Raw genomic sequence first — 26554 nt, forward strand, 5'->3', positions numbered from 1 at the left:
CGTCATCCCGGGCGCGCCACCCCTTCGGGCGTCGCCGACGGCACCAGGTTGACCACGCCGACGACCCCGTCCAGCCGCCAGGCCGCGAAACCGGCGCGGGCGATGTCGCCCCGCAGTTCCGCGCCGCCCGCGAGGGTGACGACACCGTCCCGCACGGACACCGTGACGGCCTCCGGCGGCAGGCCCAGCTCGCCCGACACGATCTCCTCGGACACCTGCCGGCGGATCTCGTCGTCCCCGCGCAGAAAGACCCGGAGCAGGTCACGGCGGGTGACGATGCCGATCAGCCGGTCCTCCTCGTCCACCACGGGCAGGCGCTCCACGCCGCGCCGCTCCATCAGCCGGGCGGCGTCGGAGACCCGCTGCTCGGGGTGGACGGTGACGGCGGGCGTCGACATCAGATCGCGTGCCGGTGCCTCCCGTACCGGCTCGTCGGGAGCCTGCGCCCGCCGGGCGGCCCGTTCGCGCACCAGGTCGGAGGCCGAGACGACGCCGAGCACCTTGTCGTCGTGATCGATCACCGGCAGCCCGCCGATCCCGTACCGGTCCAGCAGCCGGGCCACGGCCGCGGACGACATCGTCTCCGACGCGGTGACGACATCGCCGGTCATCAACTCGCCGATCGTGCTCTGGTTCACGGCTCTTCCTCCTTCAGGGTGGGCGGGCCCTCTTCGCCGGGTGGCGGTGGTCTCCCGCCTTCGTGAGCCCGCTCGACGCCCGGCCACGCGCGTCCCCGCCGTCCGTTTCGAGCCGGTACCACCAGCGTGCCGCGTCCCGTGCCCGGGGCCGAGGGCCGGGCGCCCCCGTGAACGGGACCTTTGGTCCCGTCCCCGGACCCCTTCCGGCTCCGCCGGGGTGCTTTCTCCAGGGGGCACCCGGCCCCCGGACGGCCCACCCGGCCCACGGGCGCGAGTCCCCCGCAAGAGGCACGCTTGTCGTACGGGAGAGCGCTCGGTGGACGGTGGGAAGCGTCGGGTCGGATCCGGAGGGACACGTCATGGCTGGTCGTATCGCGGTGGGAGTCGACGGGTCCCCGCAGAGTGTCGCCGCCGCTCACTGGGCCGCGCAGGAGGCGGTGCGCCGGGGCAGCGAACTGGTCGTGGCGCACGCGTGGGTCACCGATGTGCGGCCGGCACCGCTCGCGACCCGGGACAGCACGGAACGCGGCTGGGCGGAGCGGGTGCTGCGGGAGGCGGTCGACAGCGTGCGCGCGGCGCATCCGACGCTGGCCGTGACCGGCAGGCTGATCGCCGACTCGCCCGTGCCCGCGCTGCTGTCCGTGGCCGCCGACACGGACACGCTGGTGGTGGGCACGCTCGGGCTCGGCCGGGCCGCCGGGGTCCTCGTCGGCTCGGTCTCGCTGCGGGTCGCGGGCCGCGCCCCGTGCCCGGTGGTCCTGGTGCGGGCGGGCCGCTGCGCCGCCGACGAGCATCTGCCGGCCGCTCCCGGACTCGCGCCGGACGAGATCCCGAGCATCCCCTACCGCGCCGTCGTGCTCGGCCTGGACGTCGACAGCGCGTGCGACGAACCGATCGGGTTCGCCTTCGAGGCCGCCCGGCGCCGCCGCACCGAGCTGCGCGTGTGCCATGTCCACGAGCCGGACGGCGGCGCCACACCCGAGGGGGCGGCCGCCGCCGAGCACGCCGTCGTCGCGCTGCTGCGGCCCTGGCACGAGAAGTACCCGGACGTGTCCGTCGCCACGACCGTCACCGAGGGCCGGGCGGGGGACGGACTCGTGCGGGCCACGGACGGCGCCGGGCTCGTGGTGGTGGGCCGCCGGATCAGCGGCAGCAGGCTCGGCGAACGCCTCGGCCGGGTCGCCCACGCGGTCGTCCAGCATGCCGAGTGCCCGGTCGCGGTCGTACCGCACGACTGAGCGCGGCGGACAGGCGCATCGAGCGCGCAGGGCAGGAGCCGTATCGAGCGGAGAGGGCAGGATTCGAACCTGCGCGGGCCCCGAAGGGCCCGACCGTGAGCTGTGCTCGCTGGTCCCCGATAAACCACTCCGGGCACCTCTCCCTGTCGTTCCTGTGACCGGTTCCGGTTTCCCGTCCCGCTCACAGGAACAACAGTGCCGGCAGACGCTGACCGCGCGCTGACGCACGGCTGATCCCCGGCGTCCGTCAGCGGGCGGCCCGGTGCACCACCTGCCCGCCCGTCACGGTCAACGTCACCGGCGCGTCCGCGAGTTCGCCGGCGGACGCGCGCACGGGGTCCACGCCCAGCGCGGTCAGGTCGGCGCGGAACCCGGGGGCGATACGGCCGACGATCCCCGACTCGCCCGCCGCCGCGGCCGCGTGGCTGGTGCAGCCCTCCAGGGCCTGCGACGCCGTCAGGCCCGCGCGGTGCGCGGCGGCTCCCTTGGGACGGCGGGCGGTCGCCGGCACGGCGCGGGCGTCGAAGTGCGCGATGGGCCAGTCCGAGCCGAGCGCGACGGTGGCGCCCGCGTCCCGCAGATCCCGCAACCGCCAGGCGCGGGCGGCCCGTTCGCCGCCCAGACGGCGCGACCACTCGTCGCTGCCGTCGTCCCGGGTGTACCCGGTGTGCGGCGGCTGCATGGAGGCGGCCACCCCCAACTCGGCGAAACGGGGCAGGAGTTCGTCCGGGGCCGTCTCGATGTGCTCGATCCGGTGCGCCCCGCGTCCGCCCGGCCCGAGCGAGGCCACGGTGTCCAGGACGTGTCGTACGGCGGCGTCCCCGATGGCGTGGGTGGCGGTGCGCACCCCGGCCGTGTGCAGGGTGCGGACGGCCTCCGCGTAGGCGCGCGGGTCCGGCCAGAAGGCGTCCGTGCCCCGACCGTGGCAGTCGGGATGCTCCAGCCACGCCGTGCCGCCCTCCACGGTGCCGTCCATGAAGAACTTCACCCCGCCGACCAGCCAGTGCCGGCCGCCCCGCCCCTGGAGCCCGATCAGCTCGCGCAGCGCGTCCGCGTCCGCGCCCGGCATACACCAGGGCGCGAACCGCAGCCGTACCGGCAGGACCGTCTCCCGCGCCACCGCCGCCACCAGCTCCAGGTCCCCGCCGTCCATGACATGGGCGCCGGTGAGCCCCGTGGCGGCCATCGCGGACAGCAACTCCACCAGTCGCGAACGGCGTTCGGTGTCCGAGGGGCGCGGTGCCACGGCCGTCACCAGGTCCATCGCGGCGTGTTCGACCAGGTGCCCGGTGGGCCGGCCGGAGGCGTCGCACACCACCTCCGCGCGCTGGTCGAAGGTGCGCGGCCCGGACACTCCGGCGTCGGCGAGGGCGGCGGCGTCGGCGAGGGCGGAGTGGCCGTCGTACAGGCGCAGGAGCGCGGGGGCGTCGCCGAGCACGTCGGCCACCAGCTCGTGGTGGATCGGGCGGCCCTCGAAGGCGTTGTGGTCCAGGCCGTGCCCGAGCACCCAGCCCCCGATCCGCGCGGCACCCGCCAACGCGGCGCGCAGACCGGCCAGATCGCGTACGCCCGACAGATCCACGCCGGTCGCCATCTCCAGGCCCCACACCGGATGGCTGTGGGAGTCGACCAGACCGGGCGGACGCCGGGTTCGAGCTCGCCGGGATCATGGCGCTGGTCACCGCGCTGGAGAACCTGGTGCTGGGCTCGGCCCTCGACCTCGCCGCCCCCGAGACGATGTGGGAGCTTCCGGACCGAGCCAGGACGCCCCGTCTCGCCGCCGCCCTCGCCGCCGTGGGCGGCCACCGGGCCGACCGCGCCTTCGAGGTCGGGCTGGCCGCCTTCATGGCACATGCCCGGACGCTGTCCGGAATCCATGGCTCCTGAGGGCCCCGAATTTCCCAGTACCGCAAGTAACATGATCACCTTTGTGACTGGTTGTATCGGCCAGTCAAGTCGGCGCGCCGTTCGGCGTCCTGCCTTTCCCGGAGATGTCCATGTCTGCTGTCAGTGACGCATTAGAAGACGCCCGTATCCAGTACGAGCAGCACACCCGCGCCTGCCGCCAGTGCCGCGCCGACGCCGCGCCGTGCGCCGTGGCCAAGCACCTGTGGCGCCTGTTCAACAAGGCCCGCCAGAACCAGTTGCGGTCCACCGAGGTCTGACCGGCACACGGTCAACCGCCGTACACCGCACGGGGGTCGGCGTCGGGCGGCGGCGCGTGCCGGGCGGCCGGGCCGCGCGCGAACATCCGCAGCACGTTCTCCGTGGTGCGGGTGACGAAGAGGCGGGTGCGGGCGTCCATCCCGTGATCGCGGCCGAGTTCGCCCGTCCCGGCCAGCAGACCCTCCACCCAGCGCATGGTGCCGGTCGCGAACACGCCCGCCCCGGCGGGGGTGGTGTAGTACGCCGAGTCGCTGTGGCTCGGCCGGCCCTCGCACACCAGCGGGGAATGCGCGGTGATCTCCAGCGGGCCGGGGGTCGGGGCGCCGGGCGTGACCCGGTCGTACTCCACGCCCACCAGATGCGCGAAGCCGTCCCCGGCACGCACACCGGTGCCCTCGTACGCCCAGTGCCCGGCCGACCGCACGACGTACGGCGCGTCGACGGGATAGCCCTCGTAGAGCACACCGGTGAGCGCGGACTCGGGGTCGGCGCCGGGCGCGCTCCGGTAGTCGGTGGTGACCCGGGCCGGCGCGGACGGATAGGCCGGGTCGGCGCGGTAGTCGCTCTTGTAGCAGACCACCGTACGGTCCCCGGCGCCCTCCCCGGGCTCCAGCCGCACCCGGCGGAAACAGGTGTTCGCGCCCAGGAAGGCGATGTTCGCGCCGGCGTCCCGGGCGGCGGTGACATGGGCGCGCTGCTCCGGCGTCCAGTACTCGTCGTGCCCCAGACAGACCACCGCGTGCGCGCCCCGCAGTACCCCGGGGTCCCGGTGGACGTCGGTACCGGTGCTGTACGCGAGCGGGATGCCGAGGCGCTCGGCGAGCACCACCAGCGCCCGCTCGTACGTCAGGAACTTCTCCGCCCCGGTTCCGTCGTAGGGCCGGTCGAAACTGACCGCGAGGGAGCGGGTGGCGTACGTGCCGTCCGCTCCGGCGTACAGGCTGGCGCCGCCCCAGCGGTTGTACGCCTGCCAGGTGGCCGGGGCGTGCAGCAGCACCGTACGGCCCGTGCCGTCGGTGGAGCGGACCACGAACGGGATGTACCGCTGATGGCCGGTCTCCGCCTCCAGACGCAGCAGATAGGCGCCCTCCGGCCAGCCGGTGGTGTCCACGGGCAGCGTGAGCGGCCAGTCGGCGCGCACGGTACGGGTGGCGGCCGGCACCCCGGGGGCGGCCCGCGCCCGCCCCGGTGTCCGGCCCGAGGCCCAGATCCGCCGGGCCCCGGCGCCGCCGTACCAGCCGATGCGGAACGCCGAGACCCGGAACGCCGCCGCCGTGGTCGACACCCGCAGGCCGAAGGTCTCGCCCGGGGTCACGCTCACCCGGTCCGCGTAGCCGCTCACCGCGTCCGGGGGACCGGTCGGACCGAGCCGCCAGGCGGTGGTGCCGGGCGCGTCCCGCTCCGACTCCGGCCGCAGCCGGCCCGCCCCGGTCCGGGACGGCGCGGCCGTGCACGCGGCGGCCGTACCGAGCCCCGCGCCCGCGCACAGGGCGAGGAACCGCCGCCGCCCGAGCCCGGGGCCGTCCGCCGGGGCACCGCCGAATCCCGGATGCGTCACCGCTCCAGCGTCGGGGCGGTCCCGGTGGCGACGCAACCCGTCGGCCGGCGGCGCGCCCCGTCGCCGGACGCGGCACGGGACGCGGACCACCTGGAGGGCCGCCCGACCGGGGCGCCGACGGCCCGGCCGACGGGCCCCGCTGCCCGGCCGAGACCGAGTCCGCGACCCGCGAGTGCGCGGCGGCCGCTAGAACGGCGGCTCGTTGAGCAGTTCCAGCAGCCATTCCGCGCTCTGTGCGGCGCCGGGCGCGGGGCGTCCGGGGTCGGGGAACATCCGGCTCCAGGAGGTGGCGCGGCCCAGGGAGCTGAGCCGCCAGGCGAGGCTCGCGGCCCGGCGCAGCTCGGCGGCCGTGAGACCGGCGCGGGTCCAGGGCTCCAGATAGGTGTCCCGTAGCCGGGGCAGCGCCTGCGCGCCGTAGCGTTCCCGCACCTGTTCGCCGGTGACCCGCAGGCTGCAGAACGGGTGGGACACGGCCGCGTCCCCCCAGTCGAAGAACGTGAACCGGCCGGGCGCCGGGCGGAACAGCTGCCCGTCGTGCAGATCGGCGTGGTCGAGGGTGTCCTCGATGCCGAGGGCGGCGAGTTCGGCGCACCAGTCCACGAGCCGGGGCCGTACGGCCGCCACCCGGGCGCGTGACCCGGGATCGAGCGCGGTGTTCGCCGCGAGCAGCCGGTCGAACACCTCGGGCAGATCGCGGGTGCGGGCCTTCGGGACGCCCAGCCGCTCCAACTCCCCGGCGTACGGGGTCAGGGCGCGCTGCACGCCCGCGTACTGGCGCAGCAGGTCCTCCCAGACCTCCGGTCCGACGGGCTCCCGCGCCAGCACCTGCCGGAACAGATCGCCGCCGTCCGGGAGCAGCGACCAGGCGCGCGCCGCGTCCACGGCCAGCGGCTCCAGTACATGTCCGGGCACCCAGCGGGCCAGCGCGGCGGTCAGCGGGCCCTCGAAGGCGGCGGCCCGCGGGTTCGCCTTGAACCAGACCGCCTCCCGGCCCGCCACGGGCACCCGCGCCAGTACCGACCACGGCCGCAGCCGCACCCTGAGCTCCCCGTCCCCGCGCAGACCGCGCTCGGCCAGCCGCTCCTGGATCCAGCCGAGGGCCGCGGCCCGCCAGGACTCCTGCTCCCAGGGCGTCACCGCGTCCGGGAAGGCGCCCCGGTCCACCGTCATCGAGATCTCGCTGTGCATCCCGCCATCCCAGCAGCAGGGCCACGGCGCCGACCAACGGTTTTCCGCGCGGACACGGGTGTGCCCCCGGCCGACGGCCGGGGGCACACCTGGGGAACCCGCTGTCGTCAGGCCCGCTGACGGCGGCGCATCGTGAAGTACGTGCCCGTCAGACCGGCGGCCAGCAGGGCGCCGGCGCCGAGGCCGACCGGGAGGGCCGGGAAGGACGCGTCCGAGGTGTCGGCCGCGTTCTGCAGGGCGGGGCCCGGGGTGATGCTGGTGTGCACCGGGGCGATGTGCCGGATCGGGCCGACGGACTTCACGGAACCGTCGGTGTTCAGCAGCACCTGCCTGCCGTTCGGGTGCCGGAAGTCGAACATCCCGCCGAGCGAGCCCGCCGTGGCGTCGAAGGAGGCGTCACCGATGCGGCCGGTGCGCCAGTTGTCCTCGATGAAGCGGGTGATGGACGCCTGGTCGGTCAGCGTGTGGTCGACCTTGTTCACCTTGCTGTAGGGCGAGATGACCAGCAGCGGCTGACGGGTGCCGGGACCGCAGCGGTCCGCGTAGCCGCCGGCCGCCTTCGGGCCGCTCTGGCAGGCCGGGCTGTCGACGGTCCTGCCGTTGGAGCCGACCGAGGTGTCGGTCGAGCCGTTGCGCGGGGCGACGAACGCGTGGTCGTACCAGCCGTCGGAGTCGTCGTAGGCGACCACGATCGCGGTGGACCTCCACTGCGGCGAGCTCTGGATGGCGTTGATCTCACCGACCAGGAAGTGCTGCTCGTCGATCGGGTCCGAGTACCCGGCGTGGCCGTCCTGGTACTCGCCGGCCTTGAGGAAGCTGACGGCCGGGAGGTGGCCCGCCTGGAGCGCGGCGGAGAAATCGGTCAGGTCGTAGTTGTGGTTGGCCTGACCGTCGTGGCCGATCTCGGAGACGGAACTCGGCGGCAGGTGGTGCGGGTTGGCCGTCGACTTGTAGTACGAGAACGGGTTGTGGTGCGGGCTGTAGTCCACCGCGGCCGCGCCGCCCACGTTGTTGTGCGTGGTGTCGCACTTCGCGTGGGAGCCGGACTGGCCGTCCCACGCGGTCGACGGACGGAAGCCGCCCTGGAACCAGCCCCAGGAGACCTTCTTGGCGTTGAGCAGGTCACCGACGTTCCTGCCCTGCATCGAGGCCAGCGCGTTGCCGCTCGTGTGGTCCTTGTCGGAGCAGTCGTCCCAGGCCGGGTCGGGGTCGTTGACGACCGTGCCGACACCATGGGCGTCAGGGGACTGGACCGCGTACGCGTCCGGCTTGGCGGTCTGCTCGCCGGTCGCCGGGTCGATGGAGACCACGCCGTGCGTGTTGCCGGAGGCCAGGTTGAGCGCACCGGGGGTGGACGGCCCGTAGTTGGAGCTGTAGGCGCGGTCGCTCAGCGTGTAGTGCTGGGCGTAGTTCCACAGCGCGGTGACGGTGTTGCCGTCGTAGTAGTCCATCGCCAGGCCCGGCTCGCCGAACAGGCCGCCGCTGCACTTGTCGACCTCGGTGTTCTGCACGAACTGGTCGGCCTTGCCGCCGTTGTAGGCGTACTGCTCCGGGCCGTAGGAGTGGTTCTGGTCGCAGGTCAGGGCCTGGGACGGGGACAGCCGCTTGGGCGCGTACTGGTTCGGGTTGTGCTCCAGCAGCCCGGCGTTGGCGAGGGTGTCGATGTCCTTCGGGGTGTGCCTCGACGCCGTGAACGTGGTGCCGTCGGTGTTGGCGGCCTTCGGGTACGTGGCGAAGTAGTGGTCGAAGGAGATGTTCTCGTCGAAGAGCACGACGACATGCTTGATCGGCGTCGCGGTCGACGAGGCCCCGTGACCGTGGGCCGACGTCGCCGCCCACCCGGGCGCGTTGCTGCCGAGCGCGGTGAGCGCCGCGACTCCCGCGAGCGCGCCCAGGCTGCGCATCGCGGCTCGTCTTCCTCTGCTGGCCATGGTGGTCTACCCCTTTGGACAGAACGTCTGTGCGGTGTACGAGCAGGCATGCTGCGCGCCGTGCGGGGCGCGATGGCGGAGCCATGATGTCGCGTGGGTGAACACCGAGTCAGGGAACCTGTGGGAAAACTTGACGGTGTGTTGACCGAGCGGCCCGCCGGGTTGTCCGGACAGGTTCGGGTGAACTGCCCGGTCAGACAGGGGAGAAGGCCCGGTCCGGCCCCCTGGGAGACCGGACACGTCAGGCGAACAGGGCGCGTCCGTACCAGTCCTGGACATCACGCACCCCGGGCAGCGCGAAGAAGTAGCCGCCGCCGAACGGGCTGATGTAGTCGGTCAGCGGCTCGCCGGCCAGCCGGTGCTGGACAGTCTCGAACTGCCGTACAAGGTCCTGCTGGTAGCAGGAGAACAGCAGGCCCATGTCGAGATTGCCGTTGGCGTCCATGCCCAGGTCGTAGTTGTAGGCGCGGCGCAGCAGACGCTGGCGGGCGGTGGCCGGGGTGCGCGGGTTGGCCAGCCGGATGTGCGCGTCCAGCGGGATGACATCGCCCTTGGGGTCGTCGGCGTACTGCGGCACGTCGTGCTCGCGGTCGCCGTCCAGCGGTGCGCCGGAGGAACGGGACCGGCCGATCATCCGCTCCTGCTCGCTGAGCGAGACCCGGTCCCAGAACTCCACGAGCATCCGGATCAGCCGGACGACCTGGTAGCTGCCGCCGACGGCCCAGTCCGGCTCGCCCGACTCCCGGTCCACCCAGATCAGTTGGTCCATCTCGCGGGCGCTGCCGGTGTCCGGGTTGGCGGTGCCGTCCCGGAAGCCCAGCAGATTGCGCGGGGTGCCGGAGGGCCGGGGCGGGCTGGCGAAGCCGTCCATCCGCCAGCGGACCTGGATGCCGCCCCGGGTGTGCCGGGCGATGTCGCGCAGCGCGTGCAGGGTGGTGTCCGGGTCGTCGGCGTGCAGCTGGAGGCTGAGGTCGCCGTGGCACCACTCGGGCTTGAGGTCGTCGTCGGGGAAGGCGGGCATGGCCCTCAGCCGCCTCGGCCTGTGCGCGCTCAGCCCGAACCGGTCGTCGAACAGCGAGGCGCCGACGCCCACGGTGACGGCCAGCTGCCCGCCGGGCAGCCGGTCGCCGAGGATGCCCGAGTCGGCGGGCGGTCCGGTGACACCCACCGGGTCCGAGGTGCCGCCGGCGGTGAGCAGCCGGGCCCGCTCGGTCAACGTACGCAGCAGGTCGGTGAGTTCGGCGCGGCTCTCGGCGGTCACGTCGAGCGCGGCGAACACACAGGTACGGCGGGGGGCCGCGATCGCCGCCGCCTGGCGGACGCCGTGGAACGGTGCGACGGCGGACGCCGCCTCGGCGGTGCCCGGGTCCGGGGCGGCGGCGCTGGTGGCGAGCCCCGCGCCGGCGAGGGCGGCGCCGCGCAGAAAGCCGCGCCGGGCCAGTCCGTGGGGTCGTTCGGCGGTGCTCACACGGTCCTCCGGGGGTCGCACAGGGTCGCCACCGACGCCAGCCGCTCCACGAGGTCGTCGAGCGCGGAGTCGATCCGCTCCCGCTGGGCGCGGGTCAGCCGGTCGAGCGCGGTCCAGCGCCCGTCGTGCCGGAACCCGTCGAGGGTCCCCGCGGTCCGCGTCAACTCCCGTTCCAGGTCCGGCAGATCGGCGTACCGGGTGGTGAGCAGCGGACGCAGCCGCGACAGTACCTCGCGGGTCCCGTCGAGGTTGGCGCGGGCGGTGGCGAGGTTGCTGCCGCTGCCGTAGTCGGTGCGGCCGGTCAGTTCGAACTGGACGGTGTTCTCCAGGATCTCGTGCGCGCGCAGCCCGAGCTGGGCGGGGGCCATGCGGCTCTGCGCCCAGCTGTCGCGCAGCCCGGTGAGCGCCTTGACCAGGGCGGCCGCCGGGGCGCGCAGCCCGCTCGCGGACTCGCCGTGCCACAGGCCGTACTCGATGCGGTGGAACCCGGTGAAGTCCTTGTCGCGCACCCCGCCGGGCAGTCCGGCGTCGGTGCCGTTGATCGCGCCGTCCGCGTCGCCGAAGGCGTCGTACGCCGCTCCGAGCCGCTCGTACTGGAGGTGCGCCGGCAGCCAGGCGGAACGGGCGGCGGCGAGGTCGCCCTGGTCGACCGCGTCCTTGAGTTTGGCCGAAAGCCGTACGACCGTGGAGAGTCCGCCGCCCACCCACGTCTGGTAGGTGAGCGCGGGCGGGATCAGATCGTGCTCGGTGACCGGGGTGGCGCCGGGGCCGCGCTCGCCGCCGGTGACCCGGACGGTGGGGCCGGTGACGGCGTCGGCGTCGTCGGGCACGCACTTGAAGGCGTACGCGCCCTTGCCCACCTGGACCGTCAACTGCCGTGTGGTGCCGGGGCCGATGTCCTCGACCTCGCCGTACACCGCGTGGGTGCCGGGGTCCTCGAGGTAGACCTCGGCGGCGCCGTCGGAGGTGTTGTGCAGGTCGAAGGTCTGCACCCCGGGCTCGGGCCGGCTCCAGCCCCGGCCGCAGTGGCTCTCGGAGACCTCGACGACGAGGCGCCGGGCGGCGGTCTTCTTCTGCTCCGGGTTCTGCTCCGAGCCGCCGAAGCACAGGGCCACCAGGGCGAGCGCCACGGCGAGTACGAGGAACACGGTCGGCGCCGTCCGGAGACGATGCGACCGCGTGCCGAGGCGGGGCAACGGCATGCTGAGCCTTTCCGGACGACGTACGCAGCGGTCCGCGGGGCGGGCCGACCGCCGGCGGAACGGCCTCATCGTAGACACCCGGAGGGAACCGAACACCCGTCCGGGGTGTTCGGTGGCCAAGAATTTCCCGGGGGTTCACCGGCCGGAGGCTCGACCGGGGGTCCGGCCGGTGAGCGGGCCGGGCACGGGCCCGGGGCGCCTCGTTCAGCGCACGGGAAAGCCGAAGCCGTAGCCCTGCTGCTTCAGCCACGGCAGCAGGGTGCGCAGCGCGGCCACGGTCTGCGAGCGGTCGCCGCCCGCGTCGTGGAAGAGCAGGGTGGGCCCGTTGGCCAGCTCGCCCCGGACGGTGGACACGATGGCGGCGGTACCCGGCCGCTCGAAGTCCTTGGAGTCCACGTTCCAGCCCAGCGGCCGCATCCCGTGCGACGCGGCGAGCCCCCGGCTGTACGGCGTGAACGCGCCGCCCGGCGCCCGGTAGTACATCGGGCGGACGCCCCCGGACGCCTCGGTTATCTGCCGCTCGGCGTCCAGGATCTGCTGCGACTGGTAGGACTCGGACTTGTGGTCCATGCCGGTGTCGTGCGACACCGTGTGGTCGCACAGCCGGTGTCCGGCCGCGACCACCTGCTTGACGACGTCCGGATGCGCCTGCGCCTGGGGGCCGATCATGCAGAACGTCGCCTTGACGCCGTTCTCCCGCAGCACCTGGAGCACCTGCGGGGTCCAGGTCGGGTCGGGACCGTCGTCGATGGTGATGTTGACGGCGTGCGCGCCGCCGTCGGAGGAGTGGGCGATGACGGGGGACACGGCCACCGTCTTCGGCGCGGTGCGGTGAGCCGGCGCGGCCGGGGCGCTCTGCCCCGCCTGCGCGGTCCACACGGAGGCGGCGGCCGCCACCGCCGTGACGCCCACCGCCGCCCCGACCATCCGTCCGTACCAGCCCCGCCCAGAGTGCCGCGCCATGTCCCGCCCCCTGCTCCCCGCCGTGTCCCCGGCCTTGTGTCCTGCACTGCATCTGCCAGGACGGCGGGGAGAGCGCCCGCGCTCCCGCTGTTACCGATCACGGACAATTCCGCGACAGCGCCTGGACCTGGTGTCCCGTGACGAGGGGACACGCGCCGGCGGAGGAAGGGTTGCCCCGTGACGGGGACGCGCGGCACGAGGCCCGTGGAACGGGGTGATCCGGATGATGGCGGGGTCGCCGGGGCCGGACCGCCCCCGGCGACCGAGCCGCTGCCCCGGCCCTCGCGGCGGTCTCGGCGTCAGCCCTCGTGCCTCAGATACACCCGTGTGCCGCCGGGCCTGAACCCCACGCGTTCGTATACCCGGCGGGAGCCGGCGCCGGAGTATTCGAGCCATACGGTGCGGGCGCCCCGGGCGAACAGGGTCCCCGCCAGGGCCGCGGTCACCGCCCCGGCGATGCCCCGGCCCCGGTACGCGGGGAGGGTGCCGACGCCCGCCAGTTCCGCGGTGCCCTCGGCCGGTGCCGAGCACAGGGCACCGCCCGCGCAGCCGCCGTCCTCGGCGCGCACGAAGCGGACCGCCCCGCCGCCCTCCTCGGTACGCCGCAAGCGGGCCGCGCCCTCCGGGGACGGGGGCCATTCGCCGCCGAACGCCTCGGAGAGCGCCGTGTCGATCGCGACGTAGTCGGCGTCGGTGACCGGTGCCTCGACCCGGACCCCGCCCCCGGTCGCGGCCGTGAGCGTCTTGGGGGTGCAGACCAGGTAGGCGTGCACCGCCTCCGTGGTGAACCCCGCGCGGCGGAGCGCCGGTTCGGCCCCGGGGGCGGCGTCCGGGGCGAACTCCAGCCGGGGCGTGAGACCGCGCGTGCGGAACGCGGCGATCAGATCCGCGACGTCCGCGTCGGTGGGCTCGGCGCCCGGGACGGGGGTGGCGTAGTTGACGTACGGGCTCGTCGTGGCCGGATCGAATCCCACGACGAAGCCGCCCACTCGACAGGCCGCGGGGCGGCGCAGGAGATGGGCGACGGCAAAGCTCTGGACATCGGTGTGCACGCGGAGAAGTCCTCACGGTGAAAGCGGTCGTGCGTACGAGGCATCGCCTCGGTGGGCGAGGCGGCGGTGTGCCGGACACCGCGTCGTGGGACCGCCGTGAGAAGAGCGTGGGAACGTGTGAGCGCGCTGCCGGGGCAGGGGGCTCAGTTCCGACGGCGGCCGCTGCGGGACGCCGAAACCATGGACTTCAGTCCTTCGCGAGGAAGTGCGGGATGAAATGCGGGCCTTGAGGCCGCTGTTCGAGCTGGTGGGATCTTGCCATCGCCGCGGCGGGGATGGCAAGCCCTTCGCGCCGGGGCCGGGTCGGGCCCCGCGGGTCAGCCGTGCCGGGTGTCGAGCCAGCTCAGGATCTCGGGGGTCACCTCGTCCGTGATGTCGGCGAACTCCTCGTGCTTCTCGAGAAACTTGGCGACGTACGGGCACACCGGCACGATCCGCTTGCCGAGCGCGCGCACATCCGTGAGGGCGTGCTCGACCAGTTTCCCGGCCAGCCCCTGCCCGGCGTGGGCGTCGTCGATCTCGGTGTGGAAGAAGACCCGCTGCTCGCCCCGGTCGCGGTAGGCGGTCAGGCCGGCGCGTCGGCCGCCGACCAGGATCTCGTAACGGTGCCGCGCGTCCACGCGCTCCACGGTCGGCGCGGGGGAGGACTGGCCCATGGTCGTCCTTTCGGGGGAGGGGTCACCGGTGGTGACGGAACTCGGAAGGCTACCGGCACCGACACGACCGGGTTCCTGCCCGCCGGTCCACCGCTCCCGGGTGCATCCGTGCTCGAATGATCCGTCATGCACCCCTTGTACCGCCGGGACGCGCCGAGGGCCCCTCACCGGCGCCCGGATGTCATACCGGCACCAACTCCGCCCGTTGTGACGGCATTTTGACATCCATATTTCATGAGCGTTTCAAGAACTTCGGTCCGCAATGTTGACTCGGCGATCAGCCGCCCGCACATTACCTAGCAGTAGAACTCGCTGGTAGTACCGCAACTCCCTGCTCCACGGCCGCCGTTGTGCGCACCCCACGCAGCGCCCCGGCGGCCGGCGATCCCCCATGCCCCCACCCATCGCGTAGAAGAGGGAGCACTCCTCATGCCCACCCCTGCCCTGCGCCGTGCCGCCGCCGCGGCATCCGCACTCGCCGGCACGCTGGCCCTCGGCCTCACCGCCGCCCCCGCCCATGCCGCGACTCCCCTCAACTACGTTGCTCTCGGTGACAGTTACAGCGCGGGCTCGGGCGTCACGCCGATCGACACCAGCAATCTGCTGTGCCTGCGCTCCACCGTGAACTACCCGCACGTCCTCGCACGGTCGACCGGCGCCTCGCTGACGGACGTCACCTGCGGCGGCGCCGAGACCAAGGACTTCACCCAGTCCCAGTACGCGGGCGTGGCACCGCAGTTGGACGCGGTGAACGCGAACACCGACCTGGTGACGCTGACCATCGGCGGCAACGACAACAGCACCTTCCTGAGCGCCATCGTGGACTGCGGCACCGCCGGCGTCCTCAGCGCCGGCTTCGGCCACCCGTGCAAGGACAAGTACGGAACGTCCTTCGACGACGCGATCGACACGAACACCTACCCCGCGCTGAAGAGCGCCCTGACCGCCCTGCGGGCCAAGGCGCCCAACGCCCGCGTGGCGGTGCTGGGTTACCCCTGGATCGTGCCCTCCGCCTTCGAGGCGTCCTGCTTCGTGAAGCTGCCGATCGCCTCCGGCGACATCCCGTACCTGCGGGCGCTCCAGGCCCACCTCAACTCCGTCGTGCAGCGCGCCGCCCAGGAGACCGGGGCCACCTTCGTGGACCTCTCCCAGGCGTCCGACGGGCACGACGCCTGCCAGCCCTCCGGCACCCGGTGGATCGAGCCGCTGCTGTTCGGCACGAACATCGTGCCGGTCCACCCCAACGCGCTCGGCGAGCAGCGCATGGCCGAGCGCACGATGAGCGTCCTGGGCCTCGGCTGACGCGGAACCGGATCAGGCGCGGGCGCCCCCGTCGACCCGGAGCACCGTGCCGGTCACGAAGGAGGACCGATCGCTGAGGAGCCACGCGGCGGCCTCGGCGATCTCCTCCGGGGCGGCGGCCCGGCCCAGGGGGATCCCCGCCGTGATCCGCTCCCGGACCCCGGGCGACTCCGTCTCCCACGTCCGGGTCATCTCCGTCAGCGTGAAGCCGGGCGCGATCGCGTTGACGCGGATGCCCTCCGGGCCGTAGGTCACGGCGGCCGACGCGGTCAGGCTGTTCACCGCCCGCTTCGTCGCGGCGTAGGCGGGCAGCTCGGGGTTCCCGCGCAGGCTGCCCACGGACGAGTTGTTGACGATGGCACCGGTCCCGGCACTGGCCCGGATCGCGGCGACCTCGGCGGCCATGGCCAGCCAGACGCCCTTCATGTTCACCGTGTAGATCTGGTCGAGGTCGGCCTCCGGCAGCTCGTCCATGGGGCCGGGCCGCTGGATCGTCGCCCCGTTGTTGAACGCGACGTCGAGCCGGCCGAACCGCTCCACGGCACGGTCCACCGCCGCGCGCACGCTCGCCCCGTCGGCCAGATCGCACACCACGTGCTCCGCGGTGCCGCCCGCCGCCCGGATCTCCTCGGTCACCGCCTTCAACTGGTCCTCCGTCCGGGCCGCGAGCAGCACCCGCGCGCCCTCCCGGGCGAACAGTCGCGCCGCCGCCGCGCCGATGCCGCGTCCGGCGCCGCTGATGAAGGCGACCTTGCCGGCCAGCAGCCCAGCGGGCGCTGTCTCCGTGTTCTGTGTGGTGTTCATGTCTACGAGCCTGCGCCATGACGCGGTCCGTATCCAGGCACCAGCTGTACCTGGCTCGGCCATCCGGCGGGCGCGCACACTAAAACGGTGGACCGAACGGAACTGGGAGCCTTCCTGCGCGGCAGGCGCGAGCGGATCGGACCGGCCGACGTCGGCCTGCCCCTCGGGCCGCGCCGTCGTACGCCGGGACTGCGACGCGAGGAGGTGGCGGCGCTGGCGTTCATCTCCACCGAGTACTACGCCCGGCTCGAACAGGCCCGCGCCCCGCGCCCCTCGCGCGAGGTGCTGGCCGGGCTGACCCGCGCACTGCGGCTGACGGACGCCGAACGCGACCACCTCCACCGGCTGGCCGGCACCCCGCCGAGCCCCGCGCCCGGACCCCCGCGCGAGGTGCGGCAGAGCGTCCTCGACCTGGTGCACCGGCTGCCGGGCGCCGCCGCCTTCGTCACCTCGGCCACCCTGGAGGTGCTCGCCTGGAACGACCTGGCGGCCGCCCTCATGGAGGACTTCTCGGCCCTGCCGCGCCGCGACCGCAACCTCGCCCGCCGGGCCTTCCTCGGGCCGGGCGCCGACGGCCGGCGGCTGTACGGGGTGTCCGACGCCGCCGCGTTCGCGCGACACGCGGCACAGCGCCTGCGCACCGCCGCCGTCCGCTATCCCGACGACCCCGAGGTGACCGGACTGATCCGCGAACTCCTCGACGGAAGCGCGGAGTTCGCCCGGCTGTGGGCCGCCCGCGCGGTGGACGGCGAGCCCACGGTGCGCAAGACCTTCCGGCATCCGCTGGTCGGCCCGGTCACCGTCAACTGCGACGCCCTCGAACTGACCGACCGCGACCAGCGGGTGGTCATCTACACCGCCGTCCCCGGTTCGTCCTCCGACGAGGCCCTGCGGCTGCTGTCCGTCATCGGCACCCAGCGCATGACGACCCCCGGCTGAGCGCGGTGGACGGGATCACGGTCGTCGCCTTAGCGTTCGGATCATGACAGAGCGACGTGCCATCCTCAGCGGTTCGGTCTTCGAGGAGCAGATCGGCTACGCCCGTGCCGTGGTCGACGGCGACTGCGTGCATGTGTCCGGGACCACCGGGTTCGACTACACCGCCATGACCATCTCGGACGACGTGGTGGAGCAGGCCGAGCAGTGCCTGCGCAACGTCGGGGCCGCGCTGGCCGAGGCGGGGTGCGCGTTCGCCGACGTGGTGCGGGTGCGGTATCTGCTGCCCGACCGCGCGGACTTCGAGCCCTGCTGGCCGGTGCTGCGCGCCTGCTTCGGGGACGTCCGTCCGGCCGCCACGATGATGGAGTGCGGACTCGCCGATCCGCGGATGAAGATCGAGATCGAGGTGTACGCCCGCCGCGCCGCAGGCTGAACCCGCCCGGCAGTGGCCTTACTTGGCGGGGCGCAGGAACGAACTCCAGCCGTCCACCGGCTTCTCGCCGACCTCCAGGGTACGCAGCTGCGCGAGGAGCGCCGGGTCCTGGGCGTCGAGCCAGTCGACGAACTGCCGGAAGGAGACCAGCCGTACCTCCGGCCGCCCGGCGATCTGCCGCAGCGTCTCCTCGACCGCGTCCATGTAGATGCCGCCGTTCCACTGCTCGAAGTGGTTGCCGACGAACAGCGGCGCGCGGTTCGTCTCATAGGCCCGGTCGAAGCCCGCCAGGTACGCCTGCGAGGTCTGGGCGCGCCAGTAGGGGTAGTTGTACGACGGCGCGCGCGTCGAGTTCAGGGACTGGTTGGCCAGCATGTTCCAGTCCATGGACAGCACCTCGAAGCTCCGCCCCGGGAACGGGATGCCCTGCAACGGCAGATCCCATACGCCGTCCCGTTTCCGCGGCCAGCGCTGCACCCCGCCCGGTGACGAGGCGTCGTAGCGCCAGCCCAGTGCGCGCGCGGTCGGCAGCAGGTTCTCCTGGCCGAGCAGACAGGGGGTGCGGCCGCCCACGAGTTCCTTGTCGTAGTCGAAGGGCAGCGGCGGCTCGTCGTGCCAACCGGTGTTGGTGCGCCAGGACTTGACGAAGCTCTGGGCCTGCTCGATCTCCGAGCGCCACTGCGCCGGGGTCCAGTCGGCCACCGATCCGGAGCCCTCGCAGAAGTGCCCGTTGAAGTGCGTGCCGATCTCGTGCCCGTCGAGCCATGCCTGGCGCACGTACTTCAGGGTCTCCTTGATGTGCTCGTTCGTGAGATAGCCGATGTCCGAGGCGCCGACCGGGTTGTTCGGCGGCCGGTACAGCCGCTTCTTGTCCTCCGGCAGCAGATAGAGGCCGGACAGGAAGAAGGTCATCCGGGCGTCGTGCTCGCGGGCCAGGTCCAGGAAGCGCGGGAAGAGCCCGGTGCCCAGTTCGCCCGCGCCGTCCCAGGAGAACACCACGAACTGCGGCGGGGTCTCGCCCGGTTCCAGCCGGGTGGGCGCGTCCGGCTGGTTCGGCTGGCGCCCGGTGTACGCGGTCGAGCCGTCGCCGATCAGCCGGGGCGCCTGCCGCTGTCCGCCCGGCCCCGACGAGCCGGGGCCCAGCCCGCCGCCGTCGCATCCGGCCAGCGCGGCGGCCGCCACGCCGAGACCGGCACCGAGACCCAGGCGGGCCGCACTCCGGCGGCTGATTCCACTCGACGGCACGCCATCGCCTCCTCGACCGGGGCATTCGATTCGTCGGACGCGTCGCATAATATGGACGATAAGCATACGAACGGCATTATTTGGCGCGGCGTGGTGCACAAAAGGACGGTCACGAGAGCCCGTCCGAGAACGCTCAGGGCCGACGGCCCGGGCCGTTCAGGTCGCGATCTCCTCCTCGGCCGCCACCGGCACCAGCGTGATCCGCTGCACGGCCCGGCTCAGCACCAGCACGCCCGCGACGATCATCAGCGCCCCCGACGCCTCCGGCACCAGCCACCAGCCCGTGCGGATCCGCTCGTGGAACAGCGCGATGCCGAGGGCCAGGCTCACCACCGCGTCGCCGATGGTCAGCGCGGGCTGGGCCGCGGCCAGCGGGCCCGCCTGGAGCGCGTTCTCCAGGAGCAGGACGGCCGCCACCCCGGCGAGCGCGAAGCCGTACGTCTGCCACGACCGCAGGAACGCCCAGAACCCGTCGTCGGCGAAGGTGCCCGAGGCCGACTTCAGCAGCGCCGCGGTCAGCGCGTTGCCCGTGGCGGAGGCGACCGCCAGCAGCGCGGCGCGCCGGGCGGCCGGGCGTCCGGGTGCGGCGAGCAGCACGGCGCAGGCCATGGCGCCGACGCACAGGAGCAGTGCCGGAATCCAGCGGGTGAGCGGCGCCTGGTCCAGCGCGCCGTGCGGCGCGGCCGCGATCAGCAGTACGGCGAGCCCGGCCACGCAGCTCGCCACCCCCCACCAGCCCGAGGGGGGCAGCCGCCGGTGCATCAGCGGGGCGGCGACCAGCAGCGCGAAGGGCAGCTCCAGGATGAACAGCGGCTGGACCAGCGCCAGTGGCCCGTTGACCAGGGCCAGGCTCTGGAACAGGGCCGCGCAGAACACCCCGGCCATGCCGATCATCCAGAACGGCCGGCGCACCAGCTCCGCGAGCAGCCGGATGCCGCCGCGGCTGCTCGCGGCGGCGGCCTTGCGCTGGAACGCGGTGCCGACGGCGTTGCTCGCCGCGCCCGCGACGGCGAACGCCGCGGCCAGTTCGATCACGGCCGTCTCTCCTGCCTGCGGTGAGGTCGTCCCGAGGAGCCCTGACGGACAGCCTCTCGCAGACCGCGGAAGATCACCGTGCGACGGGGCGGGAACGACGGGCGGGCCCACCCGGTGCGTTCACCGGATGGGCCCAGCCGCGGGGACGTGACAGGGACGGAGCGGGAGACGGGTCAGGAGACGGCGAGGTCGTCCGCGTAGACCGTGCCCTGGCCGTACCAGCCGTGCACGTACACGGTGACCGTGCCGGAGGAACCGGTGGTGAACGGCACCGTCAGCTTCTGCCAGGCGGCGGAGGAGGTCCAGGTGCTGGCCGTCGCGCCACCGCTGACCCCGAGGTAGGCGTACGACCCCTGCACCCAGCCGCTGAGCGCGTACGAGGTGTTCGGCTTGAGGGTGAGGGTCTGGGCGCACTGGCCGGTCGCCGACGAGGTCGGCGCGGTCTTCAGGGCGTGGCCGCCGCCGTGCACCGGGGAGGTGACCACGGAGGCCCCGCTGTCGCAGGTCCAGGGCGACAGCGAACCGCTCTCGAAGTCACCGTTGGCCAGCGCCGTCGGGGTGCCGCCGCCGGACCCGTTCACGGTCAGGCTGAAGGTGGAGCTGTGCGTGGCCGAGCCCGCCGTGCCGGTGACGGTCAGCGGGTAGGTGCCCGGCGCCGTGGAGGCGGCCGTCTGAACAGTGAGCGTGGAACTGCCGCCCGCGGTGACCGAGGTGGGGCTCAGCGTCGCGGTCACCCCGCTCGGCGCACCGCTGACCGTCAGGCCGACGGACTGGGCGCTGCCGGAGGTCACCGACGTCTTCACGGTCGCCGTCGTGGACGCACCGGGGTCGAGGGCGGCGGTGGCGGGGGAGAGGGAGACCGAGAAGTCGTTGGCCGGCGGAGTGGTCGTACCGCCCGAGAACGGCGCGAAGGTGTGCGTGAAGTACCAGGTGTCCTGGCTGATGCCGGAGCAGCTGTCGGAGCCGCCGGTGCCGGGGCAGCCGCCGTTGTCGCGCTGCAGGGCCCAGAAGGAGAGGGTGTTCAGGCCCTTGGAGACCGCCCAGTTGTACACCGACGTGGCGTCGGCGGTGGTGAAGGTCTCGGCCGCGCCGTAGTCGTCGATGCCGGGCATCTCGGTGACGCCGATCATGTTCCACAGCTGGCTGTCCGACAGGTTCGGGTACAGCGAGGCGAGCTGGTCGTGCAGCCCGGTCGCGGCCGTCTGGGTGTCGGTGGCCATGTGGTGGGTGGCGCCGTCGTAGTAGTCGAACGTCATGAGGTTGACGACGTCCACCTTGGCGCCCGCGCTCTTGGCGCTGCGCAGCACCGCGAGGCCGCTGTCGGCGAGCCCGCTCGTGGTGGTGGGCAGGGTGTACGAGAACTGCACCGTGCGCCCGTTGGCGGCGGCCCAGTCCTGGACCTTCTTGATCGCCTGGTTGCGGCGGTCGATGCCGGCCTGGTTGGTCAGCGAGTTGTCCTCGACGTCCATGTCGAGCCGGGAGACGTCGTACGTGGTGATGATCTTCTCGTACGCGGCCGCGATGGAGTCGACGTTGGTGCAGCTGTCGGCGATCTCGGTGCCGCCGTTGTCGGCGGCGTACCCGCCGAGCGAGGGTATGACGTCGCCGCCGCGCGAGCGGATGGTGCCGAAGTCGGAGCCGTAGACCGAGGAGGTGATGGGGGTGCTGGTGTCACCGTCCCAGTAGGGCGTGCAGGAGCCCTTCTTCTCGGTCTGGATGAAGGCCATGGTCAGGTACTTGGCGCCGGAGGACTGGGCGAGCGCCGCGGGGCTGTCGCCGTTGTATGCCTCGAAATAGGGGGCGAAGACATGCGCGGGCAGCGGGGTCGCCGCGTGCGCGGTGCCCCCGATCCCCAGGGCCAGCCCCGCGGAAGCGGCCAGGGTGGCCACGCCGGTGAGCAGGGCGCGTACGGATCTCGGACGTGTCATCGGGTACTCCCGGTTGGCGAACGACAGTCGATCGAGCGGGGTGGCGCACGGTAGGGCCCGGCCGGGGCTACTGGTCTAGGCCATAATTGGTCTGGACCAAACCCCGGTCAAGGTGCGGGAGCCGCCTTTTTGCGTGTTCATGAAAGAATCAACTGTTCGCTCGCGCACCGGAACTGACTGCCGGTCAGGTCGCGCGGGTGCCGCCACCTCGGCGGATACGGCCCAGCAGGTCCCGGTGGTAGGCGGCGAGCCGTCCCTCGGGGACGGGCGCCGGACTGCCGGTGAGGGTGTACCAGGTGTCACCGCCGAAGTGCTGGACGGCGACGCGCGCGGTGCGGCCGTCGGACCGCAGGATCGTGGCCACGGTGAGATCGCCGGTGATGATCCCGGCCTCGTCCGTCATCGCCCCGCCGGGTCCCGCGGTGACCCGGTCGACATAGCTGTTCACGCTCGGTGGGTTGCTCATGGGCCGCAGGGTTCCATCACGGCGGCCGCCACACCCGGACCGGCCCGCCCCCGCGCGTGTCCGGCCCCCCGCTCACCCCCGGCTGGAGGCAGCGGTGTCCGCCGCGATCCCGTGAACGGCCCGCGCCCCCCGCCCCGAGCGGCCGCAGGACCGTGCCGAAGGCCGAGTCGAGGCAGCCGTGCCTCAGTCGACCGGCCAGGTGTGCACCGGCGCGTTGAGGTGCATGTAGTCGATGTACAGCTCCGTCATGCGCCGCAGCGCCTCGTGCCGGGAGCAGTGGGTGGTGTCGAGGAGGTGGTGGAACATCTCCTTCTGCCACACCGCGCCGTTGCGGGCCGCGACACAGCGCTGCTCGACGATGCCGAGCAGCGGCTCCCGCCACGCCGCGTCCATCCCGGAGCGCTCCAGCCCCCGGTGGGCGAGCGGCAGCAACCGGCGCAGCACCAGCTCGGGCGCCGTGACCTCACCCGCGCCGGGCCAGTACAGCAGCGCCTCCATGCCGTACAGGGCGGCGCTGTGCAGGTTCTCCTCGGCGGCCTTGAAGGACATCCGCGACCACACCGGCCGGTCCTCCTCGACCAGCGCGCGGGTCAGCCCGTAGTAGAAGGCGCCGTTGGCGAGGGTGTCGGCGACGGTCGGGCCGGCGGGCAGCACCCGGTTCTCCACGCGGATGTGCGGGCGGTCCCGGGCGACGGCGTAGACGGGGCGGTTCCAGCGGTAGATCGTGCCGTTGTGCAGGGTGAGTTCACCGAGTTCCGGCACGTCGCCGCGGTCCAGCGTCTCCGCCGGGTCCTGGTCGTCGCACAGCGGGAGCAGGGCGGGGAAGTAGCGCACGTTCTCCTCGAACAGATCGAAGACGCTGTTGATCCACCGCTCCCCGAACCACACCCGGGGCCGTACGCCCTGCACCTTGATCTCCTGCGGACGGGTGTCCGTGGCCTGCTCGAACAGCGGGATCCGGGTCTCGTGCCACAGCTCCTTGCCGAACAGGAAGGGCGCGTTCGCCGCGAGCGCGACCTGGACCCCGGCGATGGCCTGCGCGGCGTTCCAGTAGTCGGCGAACTCCTCGGGGGAGACCTGGAGATGGAACTGGGTGCTGGTGCAGGCGGCCTCCGGGGTGATGCTGTCCGCGTAGGTGCGCAGCCGGTCGACGCCGTCCACCTCGATCCGCAGATCCTCGCCCCGGGCCGCGAAGACCTGGTCGTTGAGCAGCCGGTAACGGGGGTTCTCCGAGAGCGTCTCCTCGCCGATGTCCTCCTGCCGCAGCGTGGGCAGGATCCCGACCGTGATCAGCCGGGCGCCGACCGAACGGGCCCGCTCGTCGGCGTGGTCGAGCGCGCCCCGTATCTCCGACTCCCAGGCGTCCGGACCGCCCGCCGTGAGCCGCCTCGGCGGCACATTGATCTCCAGGTTGAACCGGCCCAGCTCGGTGGACCACGCGGGATCGGAGATCGCCTCCAGCACATCGCTGTTGCGCATGGCGGGCTCGGCGTCGTCGTCCACCAGATTCAGCTCTATCTCCAGGCCGACCTGCGGCCGCTCGGAGTCGAACCGTGACTCCCGGAGCATCTTCGCGAACGCGTCCAGGCACTCCTGCATCTTGACCCGGTACCGGCGGCGGTCCTCGCGGGTGAACACGAGCGCCGGGACGTCGCGCCCCATCGCGCCTCCAGGATTACCCCTCGTCGGACAGTCTCATCCCAATGTCGCACCATCGCTGGGGGGCCGCCATGCACCGCCCGGCGGCCGGGCCCGCGACCGGTGCGGGCGCCGGATCGGTGGCACGGGGGAGGGGCGTCACCCGGTCGGTCCGTCTCCGCTGGCCGCCGGGCGGCCGGCGACGCAAGGTCTGAACGAGATCTTCGATCGCCGCGGTCCGCCTCCGTGCGTCGCGGTACGGCTCCAGCACGCCCGCGGCACGCTCCTGCGCGCCGCGGCGCCCCAGACCGGCCCCCGCCCCATCGTCGCACTGTCGGCGATGTACCGGCGGTGGGTCGACCCGGGGCGGGGAACGGTTAATCCACTGCGCTCGGGTAGTTCCCCGCCCCGTCCTGTCTCCCCGCCCCGCCTTCCTCACCCTCCCCCCGCGTCGTCGCCTGCCGAGTCCGGTCCGGCCGGTGAACCTCACCGGTCACACACGCCCCACCCGCCTCCGGCACCGGCGTTTCGGCCACGCCCGCCGGCGCGAGAGCCCTTGTCCCGGCTGCGACCGTGCGTTCGAGGTCCCCGGATCGCGGGCCGCCTGTTCGTCCGGAATCGAGCGCGTTCGAATCGCTCTCTCCTCGTTGAGCCTGGCACCACCGGACCACCCAGGTGCGGTGCCGATCTTGAGGAGGGACGCAGGTGACCGACACCTCGACCGAAAGCTTCCCGACCCCACCGCCGCCGCCACCCCCGGCCACGATCGGCTACGAGGGGGAGTCGGGCCGGAATCCGCTGGAAGAGGCCAGTTTCCGCACCATGTGCGGCCGGCTGCCCGCGGTGCTCGGCCGGACCGCGCGCATGGCCTGGGCGGTGGACCGGCCCGGTGTCGTGCTGCTGCTCGTGTGCCAGCTCGTCACCGGCGTCGCCGCCGCCCTCGTGCTGACCGCCACCTCGCGGGCCATGACCCACATCCTGGGCCTGGGCCCGGTGTCCGAACGCCTGCACGGAGCGCTGCCCGCCCTCGCCGTGGTCACCGCGGCCGCCGCCACCGGCCGGATCAGCTCGGCCCTCGCCTCCTACGCCGACGGCCGGATCACCCCGCGCCTGGTCACCGAGGCCGATGTGGCGCTCGTCTCCGCTGTCTGCCATGTGGAGGCGTCCGCCTACGGCGAGGACGGCTTCGCCGACCGGCAGGAGGCCGCGGAGGTCGGGGTCACCCGCACCACCACCATGGTCAAGGACGCCCAGCGGTTCATGGCCGCCCTCGTCCGTATGATCGCCGCCGGCGGTGTGATCACCGCACTGCACTGGCTGATGCTGCCGCTGTTGCTGCTGGCGGTGCTGCCCGCCGGCCTCGGGGCGGTGCTCTCAGCCCGGGTCGACTACGAGACCCATTACCTCAACCTCGCCGACCGCAACGTACGCGGCATGATGCGCTGGTGGGCGGCGTACTCCCGGCACGGCGACGAGGTCCGCGCGAACGGGATGACCGGCTATCTCGTCCACTGGTACCGCGCGCTGTCCGAGCGGATCGACCGGCGCATCCTCGACGCCGCGCCCCGCATGCTCCGTATCGTCCTCGCGACCTCCGCGCTCGGCGGACTGTTCCTGCTGGTCACCTGGGCCGCGCTCGCCTGGCTCGCGATGACCGGGCGGGTGGCGCTGCCCGTCGCCGCCACCGCGGTCGTCGCCGTGCAGACCACGCTCGGCGCCCTGACCCAGTTCGTGCAGAACGGCGCCGCGATGTTCCACACCTCCCTCTACCTCGCCGACATGCGCGCCTTCCTCGACCTGGCCGCCGAACGGGCCCCGCGGCGCGGGGAGTCGGTCGTCCCTGCGGAGATCGAGGAGATCCGCCTGGACGAGGTGGTGCACCGCTACCCCGGCAAGGCGGAGCCCGCCGTGGACGGTGTCTCGCTCACCCTGCGCCGTGGCGAGATCCTCGCGATCGTCGGCGAGAACGGCTCCGGCAAGTCCACGCTGACCAGGCTGCTCACCGGCATCCTGCTGCCGGACAAGGGCCGCGTCCTGTGGGACGGCACCGATCTGGCCGGCGCCCGGCCCGAGTCCGTCTGGTCCCGCACCGCGCTGGTGCCGCAGAACTTCGCCTGCTGGCCGCTGCGCGCCCGGGAGAACATCACCCTCGGCCAGCCGCGCACCCACGACGACGCCCCGGTGTGGGACGCCGTGGAGGCCGTCGGCATGCGCGAGGCGGTCGAGGGACTGCCGCACGGCCTCGACACCCTGCTCGCCCGGGAGGTCTACGGCGGCGTCGAGCTGTCCGGCGGCCAGTGGCAGCGGCTGGCCTGCGCCCGCGCGCTGTACCGCCGTTCGCCGCTGCTCATCCTGGACGAACCCACCTCGCAGATGGATCCGCGCGGCGAGCACCGCATCTTCCTGGAGATCAAGCGGATCGCCGCCCGGCGCATGACCATCGTGGTCACCCACCAGCTGGAGAACACCCGCCTCGCCGACCGGATCGTCGTGATGCGGCGGGGGCGCATCGTGGAACAGGGGCACTATGACGAACTCGTGGCGGGGGGTGGGCTGTTCGCGGAACTCGTCGCCCTGGCCAAGGACCGCTGACCTGCCCGGACCGGTCCCGCGGGTGCTCCCTGGACAGCGGCCGGCCGATCGCTTAGCCTCATTGTCCAGAAATAGATTTTGAGGCCAAGTGGCCTCGGGGGAGGGGTCGGCG

General features: G+C 73.1%; 21 protein-coding genes and 3 pseudogenes. 7 read left to right on the top strand and 17 right to left on the bottom strand.

From position 1 onward, the window contains the following. Positions 1–2: 2 nt before the first annotated feature. On the bottom strand, positions 3–638 hold the full coding sequence (locus GHR20_RS33815; protein ID WP_343336032.1) for a CBS domain-containing protein: 636 nt from the start codon (positions 636–638) through the stop codon (positions 3–5). A gap of 359 nt (positions 639–997) precedes the next feature. Between GHR20_RS33815 and GHR20_RS33820 the strand changes: the two genes are divergently transcribed. Then, positions 998–1876: a universal stress protein gene (locus GHR20_RS33820; protein WP_153815370.1), complete on the top strand. Its 879-nt coding sequence runs from the start codon at positions 998–1000 to the stop codon at positions 1874–1876. Between the two features lie 48 nt (positions 1877–1924). Here GHR20_RS33820 and GHR20_RS33825 read toward each other — a convergent pair. Continuing rightward, positions 1925–2019: pseudogene (locus GHR20_RS33825) on the bottom strand. A 104-nt stretch (positions 2020–2123) separates the two neighbouring features. Then, positions 2124–3515 (bottom strand): annotated as a pseudogene (locus GHR20_RS33830) (amidohydrolase family protein); the annotation flags it as partial. A 2-nt stretch (positions 3516–3517) separates the two neighbouring features. On the opposite strand from GHR20_RS33830, the pseudogene GHR20_RS33835 reads away from it, so the two are divergent. Then, positions 3518–3763: pseudogene (locus GHR20_RS33835) on the top strand (TetR/AcrR family transcriptional regulator); the annotation flags it as partial. Positions 3764–3873: 110 nt separating this feature from the next. Further along, entirely contained in the window at positions 3874–4041 is a 168-nt protein-coding gene (locus tag GHR20_RS36985) for a hypothetical protein (RefSeq protein ID WP_181516173.1), read from the top strand. Positions 4042–4052: 11 nt separating this feature from the next. Here GHR20_RS36985 and GHR20_RS33840 read toward each other — a convergent pair whose 3' ends face one another. The 8 genes from GHR20_RS33840 to GHR20_RS33875 all read right to left on the bottom strand — a co-directional run bounded on the left by GHR20_RS33840 (position 4053) and on the right by GHR20_RS33875 (position 14060). Next, entirely contained in the window at positions 4053–5600 is a 1548-nt protein-coding gene (locus GHR20_RS33840) for a N,N-dimethylformamidase beta subunit family domain-containing protein (protein WP_243878207.1), read from the bottom strand. A gap of 186 nt (positions 5601–5786) precedes the next feature. After that, complete coding sequence (locus tag GHR20_RS33845; RefSeq protein ID WP_153815371.1) at positions 5787–6788, bottom strand: aminoglycoside phosphotransferase family protein; 1002 nt, start codon at positions 6786–6788, stop codon at positions 5787–5789. 107 nt (positions 6789–6895) lie between these two features. Then, positions 6896–8719 (bottom strand): alkaline phosphatase family protein, encoded by a 1824-nt coding sequence (locus GHR20_RS33850; protein ID WP_153815373.1) that lies wholly within the window; start codon positions 8717–8719, stop codon positions 6896–6898. A 241-nt stretch (positions 8720–8960) separates the two neighbouring features. After that, positions 8961–10187 carry an iron uptake transporter deferrochelatase/peroxidase subunit gene (gene efeB / locus GHR20_RS33855; protein ID WP_194859173.1) on the bottom strand — a complete coding sequence of 409 codons (1227 nt, stop codon included), beginning with the start codon at positions 10185–10187 and terminating at the stop codon, positions 8961–8963. Next, a complete protein-coding gene (locus GHR20_RS33860) occupies positions 10184–11335 on the bottom strand; it encodes an EfeM/EfeO family lipoprotein (RefSeq protein ID WP_243878208.1) in 1152 nt (383 codons plus the stop codon). Before GHR20_RS33860 ends, efeB begins: the two co-directional genes overlap by 4 nt. Positions 11336–11593: 258 nt before the next feature. Beyond that, positions 11594–12352: a polysaccharide deacetylase family protein gene (locus GHR20_RS33865; RefSeq protein WP_153815376.1), complete on the bottom strand. Its 759-nt coding sequence runs from the start codon at positions 12350–12352 to the stop codon at positions 11594–11596. Between the two features lie 299 nt (positions 12353–12651). Continuing rightward, positions 12652–13404: a GNAT family N-acetyltransferase gene (locus GHR20_RS33870; RefSeq protein WP_153815378.1), complete on the bottom strand. Its 753-nt coding sequence runs from the start codon at positions 13402–13404 to the stop codon at positions 12652–12654. Positions 13405–13721: 317 nt separating this feature from the next. Then, positions 13722–14060, bottom strand: a complete 339-nt coding sequence (locus tag GHR20_RS33875; protein ID WP_153815380.1) for a GNAT family N-acetyltransferase — start codon at positions 14058–14060, stop codon at positions 13722–13724. Between the two features lie 429 nt (positions 14061–14489). Between GHR20_RS33875 and GHR20_RS33880 the strand changes: the two genes are divergently transcribed. Further along, complete coding sequence (locus GHR20_RS33880; protein ID WP_153815382.1) at positions 14490–15362, top strand: SGNH/GDSL hydrolase family protein; 873 nt, start codon at positions 14490–14492, stop codon at positions 15360–15362. Positions 15363–15374: 12 nt separating this feature from the next. Here the strand turns inward: GHR20_RS33880 and GHR20_RS33885 are convergent, their stop codons facing one another. Further along, entirely contained in the window at positions 15375–16166 is a 792-nt protein-coding gene (locus GHR20_RS33885) for a glucose 1-dehydrogenase (RefSeq protein WP_148025768.1), read from the bottom strand. An 87-nt stretch (positions 16167–16253) separates the two neighbouring features. Between GHR20_RS33885 and GHR20_RS33890 the strand changes: the two genes are divergently transcribed. Both GHR20_RS33890 and GHR20_RS33895 read left to right on the top strand, forming a co-directional pair. Further along, on the top strand, positions 16254–17105 hold the full coding sequence (locus tag GHR20_RS33890; RefSeq protein WP_148025767.1) for a helix-turn-helix transcriptional regulator: 852 nt from the start codon (positions 16254–16256) through the stop codon (positions 17103–17105). Between the two features lie 43 nt (positions 17106–17148). Further along, the gene (locus GHR20_RS33895) at positions 17149–17538 is read left to right on the top strand and encodes a RidA family protein (RefSeq protein ID WP_153815383.1); all 390 of its coding nucleotides are present in this window, start codon (positions 17149–17151) and stop codon (positions 17536–17538) included. 18 nt (positions 17539–17556) lie between these two features. On the opposite strand, the gene GHR20_RS33900 is transcribed toward GHR20_RS33895, so the two are convergent. The 5 genes from GHR20_RS33900 to GHR20_RS33920 form a co-directional block, all read right to left on the bottom strand. Next, the gene (locus tag GHR20_RS33900; protein ID WP_243878209.1) at positions 17557–18783 is read right to left on the bottom strand and encodes a hypothetical protein; all 1227 of its coding nucleotides are present in this window, start codon (positions 18781–18783) and stop codon (positions 17557–17559) included. Between the two features lie 156 nt (positions 18784–18939). Next, complete coding sequence (locus GHR20_RS33905) at positions 18940–19818, bottom strand: DMT family transporter (protein WP_153815385.1); 879 nt, start codon at positions 19816–19818, stop codon at positions 18940–18942. Between the two features lie 173 nt (positions 19819–19991). Further along, positions 19992–21746, bottom strand: coding sequence for a carbohydrate binding domain-containing protein (locus GHR20_RS33910; protein ID WP_153815386.1), 1755 nt, complete (start codon positions 21744–21746; stop codon positions 19992–19994). A 184-nt stretch (positions 21747–21930) separates the two neighbouring features. After that, positions 21931–22212: a hypothetical protein gene (locus GHR20_RS33915; RefSeq protein ID WP_111582761.1), complete on the bottom strand. Its 282-nt coding sequence runs from the start codon at positions 22210–22212 to the stop codon at positions 21931–21933. A gap of 183 nt (positions 22213–22395) precedes the next feature. After that, positions 22396–23874, bottom strand: a complete 1479-nt coding sequence (locus tag GHR20_RS33920) for a glutamate--cysteine ligase (RefSeq protein ID WP_153815387.1) — start codon at positions 23872–23874, stop codon at positions 22396–22398. A 681-nt stretch (positions 23875–24555) separates the two neighbouring features. On the opposite strand from GHR20_RS33920, the gene GHR20_RS33925 reads away from it, so the two are divergent. Continuing rightward, complete coding sequence (locus tag GHR20_RS33925) at positions 24556–26442, top strand: ATP-binding cassette domain-containing protein (protein WP_153815388.1); 1887 nt, start codon at positions 24556–24558, stop codon at positions 26440–26442. Positions 26443–26554: the final 112 nt, after the last annotated feature.

Source organism: Streptomyces sp. SUK 48 (assembly GCF_009650765.1).
Taxonomy (GTDB): Bacteria; Actinomycetota; Actinomycetes; order Streptomycetales; family Streptomycetaceae; genus Streptomyces.

Excerpts from the sequence above, each read along its gene's own strand:
- GHR20_RS33820 (WP_153815370.1), top strand. The coding sequence starts at position 998 with ATGGCTGGTCGTATCGCGGTGGGAGTCGACGGGTCCCCGCAGAGTGTC.
- GHR20_RS36985 (WP_181516173.1), top strand. The coding sequence starts at position 3,874 with ATGTCTGCTGTCAGTGACGCATTAGAAGACGCCCGTATCCAGTACGAG.
- GHR20_RS33845 (WP_153815371.1), bottom strand. The coding sequence starts at position 6,788 with ATGCACAGCGAGATCTCGATGACGGTGGACCGGGGCGCCTTCCCGGAC.
- GHR20_RS33850 (WP_153815373.1), bottom strand. The coding sequence starts at position 8,719 with ATGGCCAGCAGAGGAAGACGAGCCGCGATGCGCAGCCTGGGCGCGCTC.
- GHR20_RS33865 (WP_153815376.1), bottom strand. The coding sequence starts at position 12,352 with ATGGCGCGGCACTCTGGGCGGGGCTGGTACGGACGGATGGTCGGGGCG.
- GHR20_RS33875 (WP_153815380.1), bottom strand. The coding sequence starts at position 14,060 with ATGGGCCAGTCCTCCCCCGCGCCGACCGTGGAGCGCGTGGACGCGCGG.
- GHR20_RS33880 (WP_153815382.1), top strand. The coding sequence starts at position 14,490 with ATGCCCACCCCTGCCCTGCGCCGTGCCGCCGCCGCGGCATCCGCACTC.
- GHR20_RS33885 (WP_148025768.1), bottom strand. The coding sequence starts at position 16,166 with ATGAACACCACACAGAACACGGAGACAGCGCCCGCTGGGCTGCTGGCC.
- GHR20_RS33895 (WP_153815383.1), top strand. The coding sequence starts at position 17,149 with ATGACAGAGCGACGTGCCATCCTCAGCGGTTCGGTCTTCGAGGAGCAG.
- GHR20_RS33910 (WP_153815386.1), bottom strand. The coding sequence starts at position 21,746 with ATGACACGTCCGAGATCCGTACGCGCCCTGCTCACCGGCGTGGCCACC.
- GHR20_RS33915 (WP_111582761.1), bottom strand. The coding sequence starts at position 22,212 with ATGAGCAACCCACCGAGCGTGAACAGCTATGTCGACCGGGTCACCGCG.
- GHR20_RS33920 (WP_153815387.1), bottom strand. The coding sequence starts at position 23,874 with ATGGGGCGCGACGTCCCGGCGCTCGTGTTCACCCGCGAGGACCGCCGC.